At 39.8% G+C, this 18,084-nt stretch carries 12 protein-coding genes; 9 read left to right on the forward strand and 3 right to left on the reverse strand.

The window, feature by feature from the left end; translation table 11 throughout:
* Positions 1 to 1,312 precede the first annotated feature (1,312 nt).
* The 6 genes from GVK91_RS15120 (at position 1,313) to GVK91_RS15145 (ending at position 11,385) form a co-directional block, all read left to right on the forward strand.
* Positions 1,313 to 2,497, forward strand: a complete 1,185-nt coding sequence (locus GVK91_RS15120; protein ID WP_220801567.1) for a Pycsar system effector family protein — start codon at positions 1,313 to 1,315, stop codon at positions 2,495 to 2,497.
* Between the two features lie 162 nt (positions 2,498 to 2,659).
* Positions 2,660 to 4,681 (forward strand): polyphosphate kinase 1, encoded by a 2,022-nt coding sequence (gene ppk1, locus GVK91_RS15125; RefSeq protein WP_159729871.1) that lies wholly within the window; start codon positions 2,660 to 2,662, stop codon positions 4,679 to 4,681.
* Between the two features lie 120 nt (positions 4,682 to 4,801).
* Positions 4,802 to 5,698: an AvrE-family type 3 secretion system effector gene (locus tag GVK91_RS15130; protein ID WP_227550322.1), complete on the forward strand. Its 897-nt coding sequence runs from the start codon at positions 4,802 to 4,804 to the stop codon at positions 5,696 to 5,698.
* 2 nt (positions 5,699 to 5,700) lie between these two features.
* The gene (locus GVK91_RS15135) at positions 5,701 to 8,301 is read left to right on the forward strand and encodes a hypothetical protein (RefSeq protein WP_159729873.1); all 2,601 of its coding nucleotides are present in this window, start codon (positions 5,701 to 5,703) and stop codon (positions 8,299 to 8,301) included.
* Between the two features lie 12 nt (positions 8,302 to 8,313).
* A complete protein-coding gene (locus GVK91_RS15140; protein WP_153847976.1) occupies positions 8,314 to 10,677 on the forward strand; it encodes a GAF domain-containing protein in 2,364 nt (787 codons plus the stop codon).
* Positions 10,678 to 10,773: 96 nt separating this feature from the next.
* Positions 10,774 to 11,385, forward strand: coding sequence for a trimeric intracellular cation channel family protein (locus GVK91_RS15145; protein WP_153847975.1), 612 nt, complete (start codon positions 10,774 to 10,776; stop codon positions 11,383 to 11,385).
* 167 nt (positions 11,386 to 11,552) lie between these two features.
* Here the strand turns inward: GVK91_RS15145 and def are convergent, their stop codons facing one another.
* Positions 11,553 to 12,134 carry a peptide deformylase gene (def, locus tag GVK91_RS15150; RefSeq protein WP_088163356.1) on the reverse strand — a complete coding sequence of 194 codons (582 nt, stop codon included), beginning with the start codon at positions 12,132 to 12,134 and terminating at the stop codon, positions 11,553 to 11,555.
* A 267-nt stretch (positions 12,135 to 12,401) separates the two neighbouring features.
* Here def and GVK91_RS15155 point away from each other — a divergent pair, with 267 nt between their 5' ends.
* From GVK91_RS15155 to miaA, 3 genes are all read left to right on the forward strand, one after another.
* Positions 12,402 to 13,181 carry a hypothetical protein gene (locus GVK91_RS15155; protein WP_153847974.1) on the forward strand — a complete coding sequence of 260 codons (780 nt, stop codon included), beginning with the start codon at positions 12,402 to 12,404 and terminating at the stop codon, positions 13,179 to 13,181.
* A 64-nt stretch (positions 13,182 to 13,245) separates the two neighbouring features.
* Positions 13,246 to 14,418: a Gfo/Idh/MocA family protein gene (locus GVK91_RS15160; protein WP_153847973.1), complete on the forward strand. Its 1,173-nt coding sequence runs from the start codon at positions 13,246 to 13,248 to the stop codon at positions 14,416 to 14,418.
* Positions 14,415 to 15,314: a tRNA (adenosine(37)-N6)-dimethylallyltransferase MiaA gene (miaA, locus tag GVK91_RS15165; RefSeq protein ID WP_159729875.1), complete on the forward strand. Its 900-nt coding sequence runs from the start codon at positions 14,415 to 14,417 to the stop codon at positions 15,312 to 15,314. Before GVK91_RS15160 ends, miaA begins: the two co-directional genes overlap by 4 nt.
* A gap of 69 nt (positions 15,315 to 15,383) precedes the next feature.
* Here the strand turns inward: miaA and GVK91_RS15170 are convergent, their stop codons facing one another.
* Both GVK91_RS15170 and GVK91_RS15175 read right to left on the reverse strand, forming a co-directional pair.
* Positions 15,384 to 16,937: an Rne/Rng family ribonuclease gene (locus tag GVK91_RS15170; RefSeq protein WP_046673301.1), complete on the reverse strand. Its 1,554-nt coding sequence runs from the start codon at positions 16,935 to 16,937 to the stop codon at positions 15,384 to 15,386.
* A gap of 304 nt (positions 16,938 to 17,241) precedes the next feature.
* Positions 17,242 to 18,078 carry a tetratricopeptide repeat protein gene (locus GVK91_RS15175; protein WP_159729877.1) on the reverse strand — a complete coding sequence of 279 codons (837 nt, stop codon included), beginning with the start codon at positions 18,076 to 18,078 and terminating at the stop codon, positions 17,242 to 17,244.
* Positions 18,079 to 18,084: the final 6 nt, after the last annotated feature.

An 18,084-nucleotide genomic window follows, 5' to 3' on the forward strand; every position in this document is an offset into this window, starting at 1 on the left:
CATAATCAGAATTCTTTTTTTATATCTCTGATCTTGGATCGAATTGAACTAATTCTTGAATTTGTTCATGACTTTCGTTTGTCTACTCGTCACGCTTACATGATTGTGTTTTCTTAAAGAACTTTTCTCGCTTCAACTTCCGTATCCGCTATATTCCGATGGCATTGCGCCGTCTTTATCTTTTTTGTTTTTCCCTTCGTTTCCGTCGGGACTGCAAAGGTAGAAATCTTTTCTGAACTTCCAAAAACTTTTTAAAGTTTTTTTTCTTTTCCCTTTTTTCGATTTCCGCGTTTAAAATAAACTGAACGGGATTTTAAATCCTGTCAGGCTTCTCTTAAACCCTTCTTTTTTCATGATTCCTTCTTTCGAGGTAACCGTTCCTCCCTTGCGGAGTGGTGCAAAGATAGGGAGTTTACTAACAAACTTCCAAGCCTTTTGTTCTTATTATTTTCATTTCGCCCTTAACTACCTGTAACGGTGCGAGATTCTTTTTGGATTTTGTCCACAGGATTGCGCAGAAGGCGGCAAAAAGGCTACTTTCCTAAGATCTGCAGCGGATTTCAGTCCCAGCTTCCCGTGCGGGCTTCCGCTCAGAACACCGGAAAGGAGTGGTTTGCGCATGAGAGTACTAAAGTCGGACGGGAATGGCAGCGCAGTCGGCGAACGGGCATAGGCAGGAAGATAGCAGTCAAAGGTCAAAGAACATCAGGCTGCATAATCCGGTCGGGATCCTCTTTTAAAAGCCTGCGCGGCATCCCCGGGTAGAATCCGTGCCGGAAAGACCGGAAAATTGTGCCGCCGGAAAGATGACACCGGAAGGATACCGCAGCGCAGCACATAAAAGGGGACAGCATACAACGCTCTTGATTGCCTCTTTTAATAGCTATACTTTCTTACCACTTTACTTAGGGTTTAGTTAGGGTTTGTTTAGGTTTAGTTTAGGTATAGCTTAGGTTATAGCTAAACTAAACCTAACTTAAGACTAAGCTAACTATAGACAAAAACTAAACTAAAGGATAAGCAATCCAGAACTCTTCCTCGCTTAGGGAGGAACCATGGGTCGCTCGCATCATAAAACTATCCAAACCCAGTTCGCCTGAGCGTCATGACTTATATTGAAAGATCTTATCCGATTAACGATCTGTTTTAACAATCAACTATCTACTTATATAACAGGCAATTTTACAGCTATTGGAATATCTCTTTTTTCAGTAAATTTGATCTAGGTTAATAAATAACAAAAAAGAAGACCTTATTTTTAAGAAATTAAAGATATTAAATACTTTTATTGCACATAAAACCATATTGGTCCATGATAGATTATGCTCAGCTTTTAAAACAGGTAGAAGAATATGCTGAAACTTATATTACAGAAAATATTTCAGTTTGCCATTGTTTTCACAATACGATACACACACGTTCTGTTGTACGTGCTGCGGAGGAGATTTCATCGCACTATAAACTAGGAGAGGAGGATCACTTTATTGTTATTAGTGCCGCCTACTTTCATGACCTCGGCTACGTAAAATCTGACAATGCTATCGGTCATGAGAAGATAAGTGTCGAAATTGCTTTCAATTTTCTCCAGGATAAAGGAATACCGGAAGCCATACAGGAAAAAATCAAAGGTTGTATTTTAGCAACGAGAATGCCTCAGGATCCAACAAACCTGCTGGAGCAAATTCTCTGCGACGCGGACCTATTTCATTTTGGGAACGAGGATTTCGTTACCAGAAACAAACTGATGAAAGCCGAAGCTGAAGCAGTACTAGGGAAGGAGATCGATAAAGACGTATGGAGGGCGGGCACAATCAAACTATTAATGAGCCATCATTACCATACTGAATATGCGCAGCAAAAGCTCAATGCCAAAAAGGAGATGAATCTAAAAGAACTGGAGAAAAAACAGGAGAAATCTATCTCAAAAAATAAAGAAAGCAAAAAAGAAGACAAGAAGGAAAAGGATAAAGGCAGTAAGCCAGAACGTGGGATAGAAACAATGTTCCGGATTACATCCTCAAACAATCAGCGATTAAGCGACATGGCAGACAATAAGGCCAACATCTTGTTAACGGTCAATTCTATTATTCTTTCCGTTGTGATTGCTGTCTTATTTCGGAAACTAGATGCCAACGAGCACCTTATTATCCCAACAATTATCTTAACAACGGCCGTGGTAGCAACCATGGTCATGGCAATACTGTCAACAATACCCAAAATTCCCTCTGGTAAATTCTCAAAGGAGGAAATCGAACAAAAATCAGTCAATCTGCTCTTTTTTGGGAACTTTTACAAGATGAAACTCGACGACTACAATGAGGGCATGCAGAAGGTAATGGTCGATTCGGAATTTCTATATGGCATGCTTACCAAGGATGTTTATTCGCAAGGTGTGGTATTAGGCCGAAAATACAAACTCCTACGATACGCATATGGAATTTTTATGTTTGGCCTTGTTATATCGGTTGTTTCTTTTGTCGTCGCAACCATATTTTAATGCGATCCTATAAACACAGCGGAATATGTCAGGATCATGTTGTTCAAACTTTCTTTTTTATTTAAAAAGATGCCGCCTTTAAATCAATCATTAGCGACCAATAGACAGGATCATTTATTGATGTTGTTGTAAGCATGTTGCCATAACCATAAATTTATACGGATGAAGAAGAAAGATCTTTATATCAACAGAGACATCAGCTGGCTGTCGTTCAATGATAGGGTACTTGACCAAGCTGGTCGTCAGGAGGTCCCTTTATTGGAAAAACTACAGTTTATCGCTATTTTCTCATCCAATCTGGATGAATTTTATCGGGTTAGAATGCCTGTACTGATGGCTTGGAAAAAAATAATGAAGCAAAATCCCGGACAGCTCATTCCGAACATAGATATTGGGACCTATAAAAAAGCGTCAAAAACCATCAATAGACAACAGGAAAAATTTGGCCTAATACTAGCTGATATTATCCAAGAATTAGCAAAAGAAGATATACTCTTAATTTACAATCAAGCTATTCCTGCCGAAATAAAAGACCTAGCAGCCCAATATTTCTTTACCACAATTGCCTCCTACCTCCAAATTATACCGATTGATGACACCTCTTTTTTCCCGATCAACAATCAGCTCTACTTCGTCGTTACAGACGACAATACTGGAGCGGTATTCTTTCTAAATGTGCCTTCAAATCATATTGGCCGCTTTTTCACCTGTGAGATCAATGGGAATAAATATGTTGTGCTCATAGATGATATTATCAAAGCATTTTTTCCTGAAGCCATAAGAAATACATCATTAAATTTCTATTCCTTTAAAATCACAAGGGATGCGGAATTAAATCTCCAAGATGAATTTGAGGGTGATATTGCCCAAAAAATCGAGACGGAAGTCAATAAACGTGACCTTGGCTATGCGACACGCTTTCTATTCCAGCCAAATCTGCCAAAACAGTTGATAGAAACACTGGCAACATTATTTGATCTGCGGAAAAGTAGCATTGTCGAAGGCGGAAACTACCACAATCTTAAGGATCTATTTTCATTTCCGATTAAAATAGCGGAACTTTCTTATCCAAAACAGCTGCAAATTAATACGAATCAGAATTTCAAAGAATCTATCTTTGACCAAATAGACCGAGAGGATCTGTTGATCTGTACTCCCTATGAATCGTTCGACCCCATACTGCGTTTTTTTAACGAGGCAGCGATAGATCCAACCGTAGACGAGATTTACACGACCTTATACCGTATTGCTGGTGATTCTCATATCGCACAAGCACTCGCTACCGCAGCAAAAAATGGAAAAAGAGTCAATGTATTTGTCGAATTGAAAGCGCGCTTTGATGAAGCAAATAATATACATTGGGCTCGATTGATGAAAGAACAGGGTGTAAAAATCACCTATAGTATCCCCAATTTAAAAGTACACGCCAAAATAGCGCTGGTCAAACGCAAACAAGGTCGAGAAAGTGCATTGCTAGGTACAGGAAATCTAAATGAAAAAACGGCGAAGGTCTACACAGACTACTTCCTCATCACCTCAAATAAGCTATTGACCAACGAATTAAATATGCTATTCGAGTTTTTACCAGCCCGGAGAAAACCCCATAGTCCAAATGAGCTGTCTTTTAGTCATCTACTGATTGCACAGTTCAACCTCAAACATACATTTTTATCCCTGATCGACCAGGCCATCCGAGCTGCTAAAGCCGGAGACACAGCTACAATAAAAATTAAATTAAACAATCTGGAAGAAGAATCGTTAATCAATAAATTGTATGAAGCAAGCCGGGCAGGGGTAAAACTGCAGTTATTGGTTAGAGGAATCTGTAGACTAAAACCACAAGTACCTGGATTGAGCGACAACATTGTCGTGAAACGGATTGTAGGACGATATTTAGAACATGGCAGAATATTTATTTTTCAATATCAAGCCCAAAGCAGCGTGTATCTGGGTTCTTCGGACTGGATGAACCGCAACATTTACCGACGTATAGAAACTTGCTTTCCGCTACTGAATCTGACATTAGCACATCAAATACAGGAACTGTTCGATATTCAGTTTGCGGACGACACCGAAGCAACTTTGTTGGATGAACATGGGCAAAATCAGGCAATAGAAACACAACAGAAGAATGTTTCTCAGCAACAAATCCTTAATTATTTGAAAGGTAAAATGAAAAAATAGGACTATTCAGCAGGGCATCTCATAAAAGCATGACCAGCCCTGAAAGCCCAACAAAATAATCATTGCACGTAAGCTCATTCAGAAACCTGATGACTTCATCAATTTAAATTTAATCATATAATGATGAAAAACCCGACGATATTGACAACGATGGCATTAGGCTTAGCCTCTGCTATTTTTCTCGCCTGCAACCCGAATAATACAGCCAAGGAAAATAACAACAAGCTCGCTCATGTTCAAGCTGAAAAACCGCAACAAATACCCTATACATTATCTTCGGGCATAAAGATGAGTTTGCCAGACGAATTATTAGAAATATCCGGGATAGCCTTTCTCGCGGGACAGGATGATGATATTTATGCCATCCAAGACGAGCAGGGCTTTCTTTATAAGTTTAACCAACCGACACAAAAAGTCACGTTCAACCCTTTCGGAAAAGATGGCGACTATGAGGATATCTCGATAAGCAATACACATTTCTTTATCTTAAAGAGCAATGGCAGCATCTATTCCTTTCCGATTGCCGAAAACGACGATATAAAAAACGTTGTTGAACAGAAAAATTTACTCCCAAAAGGAGAGTACGAGGGACTTTTTGTTGACCGCGAAAGTAACCAGGCATACGTATTATGTAAAGAATGCAAGGTCGATAGAAAACAACCGCAAACCTCTGGCTATGTCTTTTCAATTGACGAGCATGGTCAATTTCAGCCGAAAGGAGAATTTGCCATCCAGCTTGATCAACTTCAGGCATTTGATGCTAAAATTAAGAAAACGTTCAAACCCTCCGCGTTAGCTAAAAAAGCAGACAGTAAGGAATGGTATATCTTATCTTCTGTAGACAAAGCCCTTGTGGTCACCGATGAGAATTTTCGTGTAAAATCGCTCTCTCCATTAGATCCGAAGATCTTCCCTCAACCTGAAGGCATTAACTTTGATTCAAAATTCAATCTTTACATCAGCAGCGAAGCCGGTAATCAGGATAAAGGGATCATTTATAAATTTGAACAAAAATAGGCATGCAAAAGGTTGTACCATTCTTTCTTATTTTTCTTGCTAGTCATGTTTATTCACAACAAAAACATACACAGTCACCTGCACATCAGGGCAAGTCCTTTGCTAAAACCGTCATCAAGGACAGTGTAAGTATCGTTGCAAATGCAAAATATGGTAAAGCCAGTAAATTCAAAAAGTTCTTCCTTGGCGAAAACTACCGCAAAGAATGGGCTGCAGAAACCACCTTACCTTTGCTCCAACTTTCAACCTTATACGGGGGACTGCGTCCTGTTAAACAAGGGGGCGGGATGCAATCGGTTTCTCTACGACTTACAGATTCAAGCGGTCAGGAATGGGCACTGCGATCAGTCAATAAAAGGACTGAATCCCTTATACCAGAAGAGCTACATGGCACCTTTGTACAGGATGTCTTGGACGATGCCACTAGCGCACAGCATCCCTATTCTGCGCTTATGATCCCCGCTTTGGCAAATGCCGTGAACGTCCCACATGCCCATCCAATCATCGGCGTTGTTGCACAAGACAGCATATTGGGTGAATATGCTCCGCTTTTTGAGCATACGGTGGCTTTACTAGAAGAACGCGAGCCTCTTGGTGATTCAGACAACAGCCCGAAAGCTGTACGAAAACTACAGGAAGATAACGACGATAACTTTAAGGCTAAGGCATATCTCCGCGCAAGAATGCTGGATGTACTGGTAAGCGATTGGGATCGACACGAGGATCAATGGCGTTGGTACAATGAAAATCAGGATAGCACAGATCACGATAAAGACTATATTCCTATTCCCCGCGATCGGGATCAGGCACTACGTGTCACACAAGGTTTTCTGATGAAAGATATCTATCAGCAATTTGTCAACCCAGTCATGCAAGGTTTCACGACCGGTATTCCCGATATTCGCTATTCTTTGTTTAAATCACGCTTTTTAAATGCTCATCCGAGCAACCAGCTTCCTCACAAGGAATGGACCAAAGAGGTCAAGCAATTTGTAGCTCGTCTCACAGATTCGGTATTATGGGAGTCGGTACATAGCCTGCCGCAATCGTCCATTGCTATTCGTGGAGAGCAAATTTTTAAAACACTTCAAAGCCGTCGTGATGCACTGCCCATGGCGATGGAAGAGTATTACAATTTCATTAATAACATTGTCGATATTCATCTCAGCGACAAAAACGAAAAAGTAGAAATATACAGCACAGCGAATAAAAACTTAAAAGTCAAAGTTTCGAAGATCAATAAAGATGGTAAGGTCACCAAAGCATTGATGGACAAAACCTATAAAGATTCCCTGACAAAAGAAATTCGTCTCTATTTGGCTGAGGGAAAAGACTCTGTTGTCATCGATAACGCAAATTCTCCTATAAAACTCCGAATTATAGGAGATAACACGCCAAAGACTTATGTGATCAACCAAAGCAAATCGAAAATACAGCTTTACGAAAACACCAAAAATTCCACTTTACTGGGTGAAAAGAACAAAATAAAGCTTCATTATGCACAAGATAGTACCAACACGCAATTTGTTCCTGTAAACCTGTACAACACCTGGCTTCCCCTGGTAACTGCGGGTTATAATGCTGATGACGGTTTTTCGCTGGGGCTAAGCGCTGCTTACACACATCAGCGTGGATTTAGAAAAAGTCCCTTTACTTATAAGCAACAACTTACTGTAGCAACAGCCTTCCGGACCGGAGCTTATAAAATTCACTATAGGGGCGAATGGATAGCTGTTGTCGGGGATGCGGATCTTGTTGTCGATGCGCTAGCAAAAGCTCCTGACAACACGCAGAATTTCTTCGGCGTAGGCAATAACTCGCTCTTCTTAAAGGAACAGTATGGTGCAAAATATTACAGAAGTAGATTCAATATTTTCAATATCAATCCACAGTTAAGGTGGAAACCTTCAGCTACATTAAACTTTGCCGTAGGTCCGCATATCCAATTTTACCACTTAGATCCGATTGAAAATGAAGATCGATTTATTTTAAATCCCCAAGCTTTACATTCTTACGATAGTTTATCGATTACCAAAGACAAAGCTTTTGCAGGTATCAATGCCTTTTTAACACAAGACTCCCGTAATCGAAAGATTAACCCAAGTAAAGGGCTATATATTGAAGCCGCTTTGAATTCCTATTTTGGACTCAATCAGTACTCAAAAAATTCAGCGCAGTTAAGTGCTGCAATGACCGGCTATTTTAGTGCATTCAATGAAGGTATTATATTCGCCAATAGAACAGGAGGGGGCACCGTTGTCGGGAACCCTACATTTTATCAATATCTATTTCTAGGCGGCCATGAAAATCTCAGAGGATTTCGCCAGTACCGATTTGCAGGGCAACAGATGCTTTATAATAACCTAGAGGCTCGTGTTAAAGTACTTGATGTCAAAAGCTATGTTCTTCCAGGTGAATTCGGACTAATGGGTATGTATGATGTTGGGAAAGTATGGGCAAAGGGCTATAACAACGATAAGTTTCATCAGGGTGTGGGCGGAGGCATTTATTATATCGTCGCCAATGCACTTCCTTTACATTTTGTCATGACGAAATCCAATGAAGGCTGGTATCCCTATTTCAGCACAGGTTTCCGCTTTTAAAATTTTCGATCCATGGAGATAAAGAAAGTACAACTCACAACGAAGAAAACGGCCAATACGTATGCAAATGGCAGGCTAGACTTTGAACCATTTTTCAAATACCTGGAATCTTTTATTGAAAATGGCACTTCATCCGATGATATGATTCCTTTGTATGCATTGGAACGCATCAAAGAAATAGAACATCTCAACGGGAAACTCTGCAAGCATAACCTCAAAGCCTATAAAGATATTCTGCAATTGATTTATAGCCTCTCCGTATCGTTGATTGACACTGCTCCAAAAAGGTACTGGGCACTCACAACAGCCCTAGCAGAAGAAGCCTTTTATGGAACGGAAGCCTTTTTCGACCTAGTTAGCCATCAGCTTGTCGAGCAAGAAATTCAAGGGAAGATGCGTACCGGAAGCCTTCTTACCAATCAAGAAAAGCTCTTTTATACCCTCATCTTCGAGCGACTCTATGGCTTTTCTTCCAATGAAAACAGCAGTATTGTTTATCATCAACTCAATGATCGGGGGGAGATCGTCGATTATTACGATTTGGACATCGATTTCAAATTTGTTGAGATCAAGGCAAAAAAAACACTTCCTGCGCTTGATATAGGTCGTTTATCGGAAAATCCCAGTGATTCGCTTTTTGATTGGAATACCGTTATCAATACCGTTAAACTGGAAGATTTTGAGTTATCGGGATTTAGTATTGTAACTTTCAGAAAGACCAGTACGGAACATACTTTACGTCGCATTCAGTCCATTCTCTTGGATCTGCCGACATACAATTATCATCTCTTTTTCGCTGATTTAGAAAAAATCATCACACCGCTATTAAAAGGGGCTGAAACCGTATTTAGTTTATTTCCGTTATTCCAATTAAATGGGGTCCCATTTTTCGATTATTCAATCACCAACAAAAGCATCTTGATTGCGGAAGCGTATACCGCAAATAAAACATTCAAGATCAATCCTGAACTTGCGGACTACCTAAAACATCCGCATGTTATATTTTATACAAATAATGCGACGAATGGCCTCCGAAATACCACATCCATTTTCGACGAACGGATTAGTCGCTCGGGAGTAACGACCTATCTGTGTATTCCACTCATTCATAATCATTCCCTCTCAGGCATATTGGAAATATACAGCCGTGAACAAGATCAGCTCGACAATGATACAATGCAAGCCTTAGGTTCTTTGGTCCCCCTTTTATCACAACTATCTCAGGATATCACCCTAGAATTTAAAAAACGTATCGACGATATCATCATCAACCGGTTTACGACCATACAGCCTTCGGTTCAGTGGAAATTTAACCATATTGCGGCCCAGTACATTCAGGAACTGGAAAACGACAGTCGGGATGCGCATATTAAGGCGGTAGTATTTGAAGATGTCTATCCCCTCTATGGTGCTGTCGATGTCAAAGACTCAACGATCATACGAAACGCCTCCATTCTGAAAGACTTTAGCTTCAAGGTCAAACAGCTCGCAATGCTTATTGATGAGCTCTCTTTAGATGGAAAGCACAAGTTGATTATGACTTTTTCAGCACGTGTTGATCAAATTACAGAATCTCTTGACCATATTTCTTTTGATGAGTCGATGGTCAAGATCATTGAGTTTTTTAGGAAAGATGTACAGCCATTTTTAGAAGAAGCCAGAAAGCAATTCCCGTCAAAAATAGAGGTGATCGAACATTATGCGAAGCATTTTTTCACCAATCGGGACACAGGTGAGTTTTATCGCAATGAATTTGAAACTTCTTTACGCCAGATCAATCAATTGATCAGTAGAGAACTGGATCATTTCAATAGCTTCATCCAGGGGAATTATCCATCTTATTTTCAAAAATTCAGGACAGACGGTATTGAATATGACATTTATATCGGCGAATCCATTACGCCACAACAACCTTTCAGCTACGAATTTATCAATGTATTTAGGCGTCAGCAAATTATTTCGATGGCTAGAATTACGCTGAAAGCTTACCATGCGAAAGATATTCTTCCTCTGACTTTAGAAACAACACAATTGATTTTTATCAATCCACATAGCATTGATATTAGCTTTCGGGAAGATGAACGGAGGTTTGATGTAGAGGGATCTCTCAATATCCGTTATGAAATAATCAAAAAAAGGATAGACAAAATTCGGATAAAGCGAACCAAAGAACGACTTACCCAGGTCAATAAAATTGCGATTGTCTATTTATCGGATGAAATCCTAGAGGATCTCATGTTGAGTATAAAGGCAATCTACGACATGGGCATCATTGAGCATACCATCGAACATTTAAAATTGGAGGATGTACAGGGAATCGCGGGTTTGAAAGCTATTCGCCTTTCTGTAAATTTAAACTATCAAGATTTCTCCTAAATTTGTCCAATAAAAGGAGATTTATCCCCATTGGTGTAAGCGATATGGGGTACCGTCAACTGGAGATTTTAATATAATGATTTAAAAAGGATTACCATGATTACTGATGCCAACTATTTTTATCTGAGCGATTTGCTTGGCACCTTATTTTTTGCAATATCAGGCACCCTGTCGGCAAAACGTAAAGATATTGATATTTTTGGGGCAGCCTTTTTAGGCTTTGTGACAGCCATTGGCGGTGGATCCATGCGGGATATATTTTTAAATCTGCGCCCAGTATGGGTCAATGATAGCAATTATCTCATCGCCATTTTCCTCGGAATTTTAATTGCCATTGTCTTCAATAAACAATTGTATGGTTATTATCGTACCTTGACACTTTTTGATGCCATCGGAATTAGTTTTTTCACTATCCTGGGGGTACAAAAATCACTCAACTACGAAAGCAATACCTATGCTGCCATTATCTTTGGAATGTTCACCGCGGTATGTGGGGGGATGACGCGCGACGTCTTACTCAACGAAACTCCATTAATCTTTAAAAAAGAAGTATACGCTACCGCCTGTTTAGGTGGTGGCCTCACTTACATCTTGCTGGTACATCTTGATCTTGATCTTTCCTGGGCGGCCTTCATTGGGGCAGCAGTTGTATTTTTAATACGAATGACAGCCGTTAAATATCGTCTATATTTACCCCGGTTGGATTGAGGAAAGTCCTTCTTCGCGTGTGAAGTTTTTATAACACGCCTTACTGGATGACCAATTCGGTCTCAAAAATGGATTAAAAGGATGGATCAGTGGGTCGAACGCGGATATTTTTGATCTCCAATCAATTTTACGCGGAGGAAGCAACAAAGAAAAAGCGTTAGTATGAACTAACGCTTTTTCTTTTGCTGTGGGAATTTCATTTTATAACCAACGCGAATATTTCCTTTCGCGATAGCATCTAATCGCCCCTTCAGCATCGTTTTCTTCAAGGCACTCAATTTGTCGGTAAATAGTTTACCTTCAATATGATCATATTCGTGTTGTACCACACGTGCAGCCAAACCTGTTAAGTCTACTTCATGTTCTTCAAAGTTCTCATCTAAATAATTGATGCGAATATTTCTGTGACGCAATACGTCCTCATTAATATCTGGGATACTCAGACATCCTTCACCGAAAGCCCATTTTTCACCAGACTCTTCAACCATGATAGGATTGATGAAAACTTTTTTGAACGATTGGAGCACTTCTTTGTTTTCTTCATCATCTTCTGCGAAAGGAGTTGCATCGATAACGAACATACGTATAGGCAAACCTACCTGTGGAGCTGCCAACCCAACACCATGAGCTGCATACATGGTATCGAACATATCATCAATCAATTTCTTTAAATCTGGATAGTCTTCATCTATTTCTTCAGCGACCTTTCTTAATACAGGATCGCCATACGCCACTATCGGAAGTTTCATATGTATTATAATTATTTATAAGTGCCGATACTCATTGCTATACCTGAGTCCGTTACACGCTGTTTGCTTTTAAAGGTCACTTGGCACCTGTTGTAATTTTAGCACGATTTAATTTCAGATTATGTCAGGCTGATTGCTCACCCTGAGTCATTGTACTTTTTTAACAAGGATACCTTGTATCACCATTATATTCTTCGGTACAAAGGTACGGATAATTATTAAAAGTGAATATTTCGTCAAAACTTCCATAAAAGTTACTTTTGTTTTATGGATCCTTCGTTTATAAATTTGTCAACACAGTTCAAGCTTAGGCTCGAGCAAGCTCTTGAAGCCCCATTAGGGTTTTGCCAGGATGATGGATTTATACAAATATCCTCTCCGGAATTAGCAATTAACATTTTACTATATCCTCACAACAAATCCGTTAGAAGTGATACTTCCGACCCTTGCATTCATATCGATGAAGACCAATTAATAACAAAGTTTGATTTGATCGTCAGACGCATTGTTTCTAGAACAAAAAATGACAAACGCATTTACGCACGCAATACTGTATTTGCCCGGATTGACAAAAGAACGAGTTTACAGTTCCTCGTGGAACATCATTTACAAGCCGCTCTTCCCGGCAAGTATCGTTATGGCCTTTATGAACAGGGAGAGCTTGTCGCGGTCGCGGTATTCTCTGGAGGGCGTCGAATGTTGAATAAAGATGAAGACTATCGCTCATTTGAACTAATACGTTTTTGTAATAAAACAGGTATTAATGTTATAGGAGGCCTAAGCAAATTAATTAAAGCCTTTTGTAGCGATTTCTCGCCAGGAGACATTATGACTTTCACCGACCGTGATTGGAGCCAACACTCTTCGCTCGAAAAAATTGGGTTCGTTGCGAAAGAAATTACGGCACCGATTAGCTTTTGGATCACAGGAACAAAGCGGTATACCTATCGAAATACAGATGAATTAAAGGGGCTTAGGGAGCAGTTCCCCAATGGCTTTCCCAAAGAAAATATGGGTAGCATCAAGATGATTTTATACATAAAATAAGCTAAATTGTGTATATTGTACACTGTAAAAGTTTGAAAAATAAATAATCAAAAATAATAACGTTATGAAGAGAAAACTTCGCATGGGTATGGTCGGAGGCGGAAACGATGCCTTTATTGGAGCTGTACACCGTATTGCCGCTTTTATGGATGGCAAGATTGAACTGGTTTGTGGTGCATTTAGTATTGATCCACAGATTTCAAAACAATCTGGAGAAGACTTATTTGTAGCTCCTGAGCGTGTCTATCTAAACTATGAAGAGATGATCGAAAAAGAATCTTTGCTTCCCGAAGGCGAACGCATGGATTTTGTAACGATCGTAACACCCAATTTTTTACATTTTGCTCCCGCTAAATTAGCGCTAGAAAAAGGTTTTGATGTTGTCGTTGAAAAACCAATGACAGTATCCGTTGAAGAAGCAAAAGAATTACAAGAAACGGTAGAACGTACTGGTCGTACTCTGTGCCTTACCCATACGTATTCAGGCTACCCAATGGTTAAACAAGCTAAAGCAATGGTCAAAGAAGGTCACTTCGGTAAGATCAGAAAGATTGTTGTTGAGTATCCACAAGGTTGGTTGAGCCGTTTATCGGAACGCGAGGGTAATGCTGGGGCCGCTTGGCGTGCAGATCCGAAACGCTCGGGTAAATCGTTGGTTATGGGTGATATCGGTACCCATGCTGCGCATTTAGCGGAATATGTATCGGGCTTAAAAATCCAAGAGCTATGTGCAGACCTAACAACATTTGTTGAAGGCCGTCTATTGGATGACGATGGTTCGGTGCTTTTACGTTTCGAAAATGGTGCTAAAGGCGTATTGATGGCTTCGCAAATTTCAGCCGGAGAAGAAAATGCTGTTCGTATCCGAATCTATGGTGAAAAAGGTGGATTGGAATGGGCTAATGAGGATCCGAACAATTTAATTATCAAAATGCTTGATCAACCTCGTCAGCTTTATCGCACAGGAAATGCTTACGCAGCGCCTTATACGTTGAGTTCTTTTGCAACACATAATACCCGTGTACCAGCCGGTCACCCTGAAGGGCTATTAGAATCATTTGCGAATATCTATCGTAATTTTGCGGCAACAGTTACAGCCAAACGTGAAGGAAAAACCCCTACAGCTGAACAACAAGATTTCCCAACAGTTTACGATGGCGTAAGAGGCATGGCTTTTATCGATACTGTCGTAAAAAATAACGAAGGAACAGAAAAATGGACTAAATTTGTTCTGTGATAGACAGATTAAAATATACACTTTCTCTTTTGGAACAGCAAACCGTTCCAAAAGAGAAAGTTGTTGTTATCTTAGGGCCTACAGCTTCTGGAAAAACGAAACTGGCCGTCCAACTGGCCCAACACATTGATGCTGAAATCATCAGTGCTGATTCCCGCCAAATCTATCGAAGGATGGACATCGGTACGGGAAAAGACCTATCGGAATACCAAGATATTCCCTATCATCTTATCGACATTCATGAACCGGGAGAACGCTACAATCTCGGAAACTTTATTGCTGACTTCCGTCAAGCCCAACAATCCATTCTAGAAAAGGGAAAACATACCATCCTGTGTGGTGGTACAGGTTTATATATTCAAAGTGTAATCCAACAAAATCCCTATGCGCTGATCCCATCAATCGAAGGCTTCAAGGAGTCATTACTTGCATATCCAGAGACGGAGCTGTTAACGCGTCTTCAGGAATATACGCTACCTGTGAACTTTCAAATCGATCTTTCGACAAAAAAACGTATAATCCGAGCAATAGAAATATTAGCGTTTTTAGAGAATCACCCCGATCACATCACCCAGCAACAAGCGGTAGATAGCATTGTTATCGGATTAAATCCCCCGTTGGAAATCAGACGCGAACACATTAGCCAAAGATTAAAACAACGATTGAATGAAGGCTTCTTAGAGGAAGTGTGCGGGCTCTTGACAGAAGGTATTACACACGAGCAGCTTCAATACTATGGTTTGGAGTATAAATATGCGTCACTCCATCTCCTTGGGCAGCTCGATTATCCTGCTTTTACCACAAAACTGGAGACAGAAATACATCGCTATGCCAAAAGGCAAATGACTTACTTCCGCAAAATGGAAAAAGACGGCATAATTATCCATTGGGTTTAAACAACACAATAATATAAAAACAAAAAAGGGTTAGTATCACTACTAACCCTTTTCGTTAATCTCTTTCTATTATAACTTGATTTCCTCATCCTTCGCATTGAAGAAATGGAATTCAGTTAGATAATATGACGTCATTGGATTTACTTTAATCCATTTTCCGTACTTCATGAACCATTTCATTCTCTTAGAAATCAAACCAGACTTAATGTAGGCGTCTATATAAGGGTGAACACATAAGGTCACCTTCTTTTCGTTCTGTTCTTGAAGGATAAAGCTCAAATTATTTTCAATATCATCCATGAGGACAATACTTGATCGGATTTCACCTGTACCATCACAAGCCGGACATTTTTCGTTTGTGACGATATTCATTTCAGGTCTAACGCGCTGACGTGTAATTTGAACCAATCCAAATTTACTTGGAGGCAAAATTGTATGTCTCGCTCTATCCGCTACCATACATTCTTTTAAGAACGTATACAACTCTTTTCGATGATTGGGTTTATGCATATCGATAAAATCGATGACTACAATTCCGCCCATATCACGCAAACGCAGCTGACGCGCAATTTCTTTTGCTGCTTCCATATTGACCAGCAATGCATTGTCTTCCTGATTCTCCTTATTAGCAGAACGGTTACCACTGTTGACATCAATGACATGCAAGGCTTCGGTATGCTCTATAACGAGGTACGCACCGCCCGGCAATGTTACAGTTTTGCCAAAAGCTGCCTTGATTTGCTTTTCAACTCCGAAATGATCAAAAATTGGCTCTTTATGTTTATAAAGTTTGACAATTTTCTCCAAGTCTGGAGATATATCGTGTATATATGATTTTGTTTCTTCGAAGATCGAAGGATCATTAACATAAATATGCGAAAACTCGTCTGTCAAAATATCTCGTAGAATAGTGGATGCACGATCCATTTCGCCAAGAACCTTTTGAGGCGGTTCAGCATTACGAAGACGTTTGGTAAATAGCTCCCATTTTGAGATCAGGTCCAATAAGTCACGTTGTAGTTCTTCAACACCCTTACCCTCGGAAACTGTACGAATGATAACACCAAAATTAGCTGGCTTAATTCCTTCGACAATCTTTTTTAGGCGATTGCGTTCATTACTACCTTTGATACGCTTGGAAATGGAAACAGTACTTGAGAAAGGTACCAAAACGACAAAACGACCCGCTATTGAAAGGTCTGAGCTCAGACGCGGTCCTTTTGTTGAAATGGGTTCTTTGGCGATTTGTACTGGCACGAGCATATTTTTGCTTAAGACATCAGAGATCTTACCAGCTTTATCGATATCCTTTTCAAGTTTTAAACTATTGAGCAGTTTCTCTTGATAACTGCCATTCTTCACTATACGCGTAAGCTTTAGCAAAGATTGAACTTGAGGACCCAGATCTAAATAATGTAGAAAAGCATCCTTTTCGTAGCCTACATCTACGAAAGCTGCATTAAGCCCAGGCATAATTCGCTTAATACGTCCGAGATAGATATCTCCAACGGCGAAGTTATTATTTGCGGGCTCGCGGTTAAGTTCAACAAGCTGCTTATCTTGTAGTAAAGCAATAGTTACCCCTTTATCAGGAGTTGAATCGATAATTAATTCCTTTACCAAAAGCTACTCATTTTTGATACCTATGCAATATCCTATCGCAATCTTGGGTATCCGATTAAACATTTAAAGAACGTTGTAACGAAAAAAACAATCTACATCCCCTTCACAGACATGTAGATCGTTTCGTAAAGCTATCTCAGCAAAATGGGCCAAGATGTTTAAAAGCTTATCACAAGACTATTTTTTCTTGTGTCTATTTTTTCTTAAACGTTTTTTACGTTTGTGAGTAGCCATCTTGTGTCTTTTTCTTTTTTTTCCGCTTGGCATAGCTAAATTTTTTAATGATTATAAAATAATAAATTAATTACTTGCTCAATTCCGCGATCTTTCGATCGATGAATTGTGATAGGGAAGGATCGGCTGCCAGTTCCTTACTTTTTTGAAAAGCTGTAACGGCTTCCTTTTTCATCCCAATATTTTCATAGCCTGTGGCTAAGTAAAAGTATGACTCAGCATCGGGTTTTTGATCGATAACGGTCTTAAAACGCTCGATGGCTTTGTCAAACTGACGGGATTGTAATGAAAACAACCCCAAAGTTTTGTTTGCTTCTAAGTTTTTAGGATCGGCAGCAACGACTTCGCGCAATAAGGCAATACCTGCCATAGGGTTATTCGTTCCTGATACCATTGCGGCACCCAATCCTGTTTTTGCATCCAAACTACTTGTATTCGCTTTTAACGCAGCTTCATATGCATGAATAGCATTTTGATTCAACGCTTGGGATAAAGTAGAATCCTGCAAATTTGTATAAGCGGCACGATAAGCATTACCTGCTTTCAACCAATATTCAAACTTCGGTGAAACCTTTGCCATTTCCTCATAGATGAAAGCCTGAGGGGCTGGTTTTGCGACATCATCCCACTTATTTGCCAACTGTTGCAACAGCTTTATCTTATCCTCTCCAGAAGCTTTTGCAACTTGGCCCTCAATATCGGAAATTTCTTTGACTAAACTAGCATCTAAACCTTGTTTTGTCATCGAAGATATATTTTCCAAATTAACTTCATTGGAAGGCTTCGACTCAGATGCTGCAGCAGTTTGTTTTTCTTTGTTCACCAAACCTTTAATAGGCTGCGCTAAAAGCACAGCAACCAAGGCTACTACTGATCCTATTACTATTATCTGTTTGGTTTTTGCCATTTTAAT

This window comes from Sphingobacterium sp. 18053, from assembly GCF_902706145.1.
In the GTDB taxonomy this organism is placed as follows: domain Bacteria; phylum Bacteroidota; class Bacteroidia; order Sphingobacteriales; family Sphingobacteriaceae; genus Sphingobacterium; species Sphingobacterium paramultivorum.

Bases quoted from the DNA above. Each gene is read 5' to 3' on its own strand.
- GVK91_RS15130 (WP_227550322.1), top strand. From the start codon at position 4,802: ATGATGAAAAACCCGACGATATTGACAACGATGGCATTAGGCTTAGCC.
- GVK91_RS15120 (WP_220801567.1), top strand. From the start codon at position 1,313: ATGATAGATTATGCTCAGCTTTTAAAACAGGTAGAAGAATATGCTGAA.
- GVK91_RS15160 (WP_153847973.1), top strand. From the start codon at position 13,246: ATGAAGAGAAAACTTCGCATGGGTATGGTCGGAGGCGGAAACGATGCC.
- ppk1 (WP_159729871.1), top strand. From the start codon at position 2,660: ATGAAGAAGAAAGATCTTTATATCAACAGAGACATCAGCTGGCTGTCG.
- GVK91_RS15135 (WP_159729873.1), top strand. From the start codon at position 5,701: ATGCAAAAGGTTGTACCATTCTTTCTTATTTTTCTTGCTAGTCATGTT.
- GVK91_RS15175 (WP_159729877.1), bottom strand. From the start codon at position 18,078: ATGGCAAAAACCAAACAGATAATAGTAATAGGATCAGTAGTAGCCTTG.
- GVK91_RS15140 (WP_153847976.1), top strand. From the start codon at position 8,314: ATGGAGATAAAGAAAGTACAACTCACAACGAAGAAAACGGCCAATACG.
- GVK91_RS15145 (WP_153847975.1), top strand. From the start codon at position 10,774: ATGATTACTGATGCCAACTATTTTTATCTGAGCGATTTGCTTGGCACC.
- def (WP_088163356.1), bottom strand. From the start codon at position 12,134: ATGAAACTTCCGATAGTGGCGTATGGCGATCCTGTATTAAGAAAGGTC.
- GVK91_RS15155 (WP_153847974.1), top strand. From the start codon at position 12,402: ATGGATCCTTCGTTTATAAATTTGTCAACACAGTTCAAGCTTAGGCTC.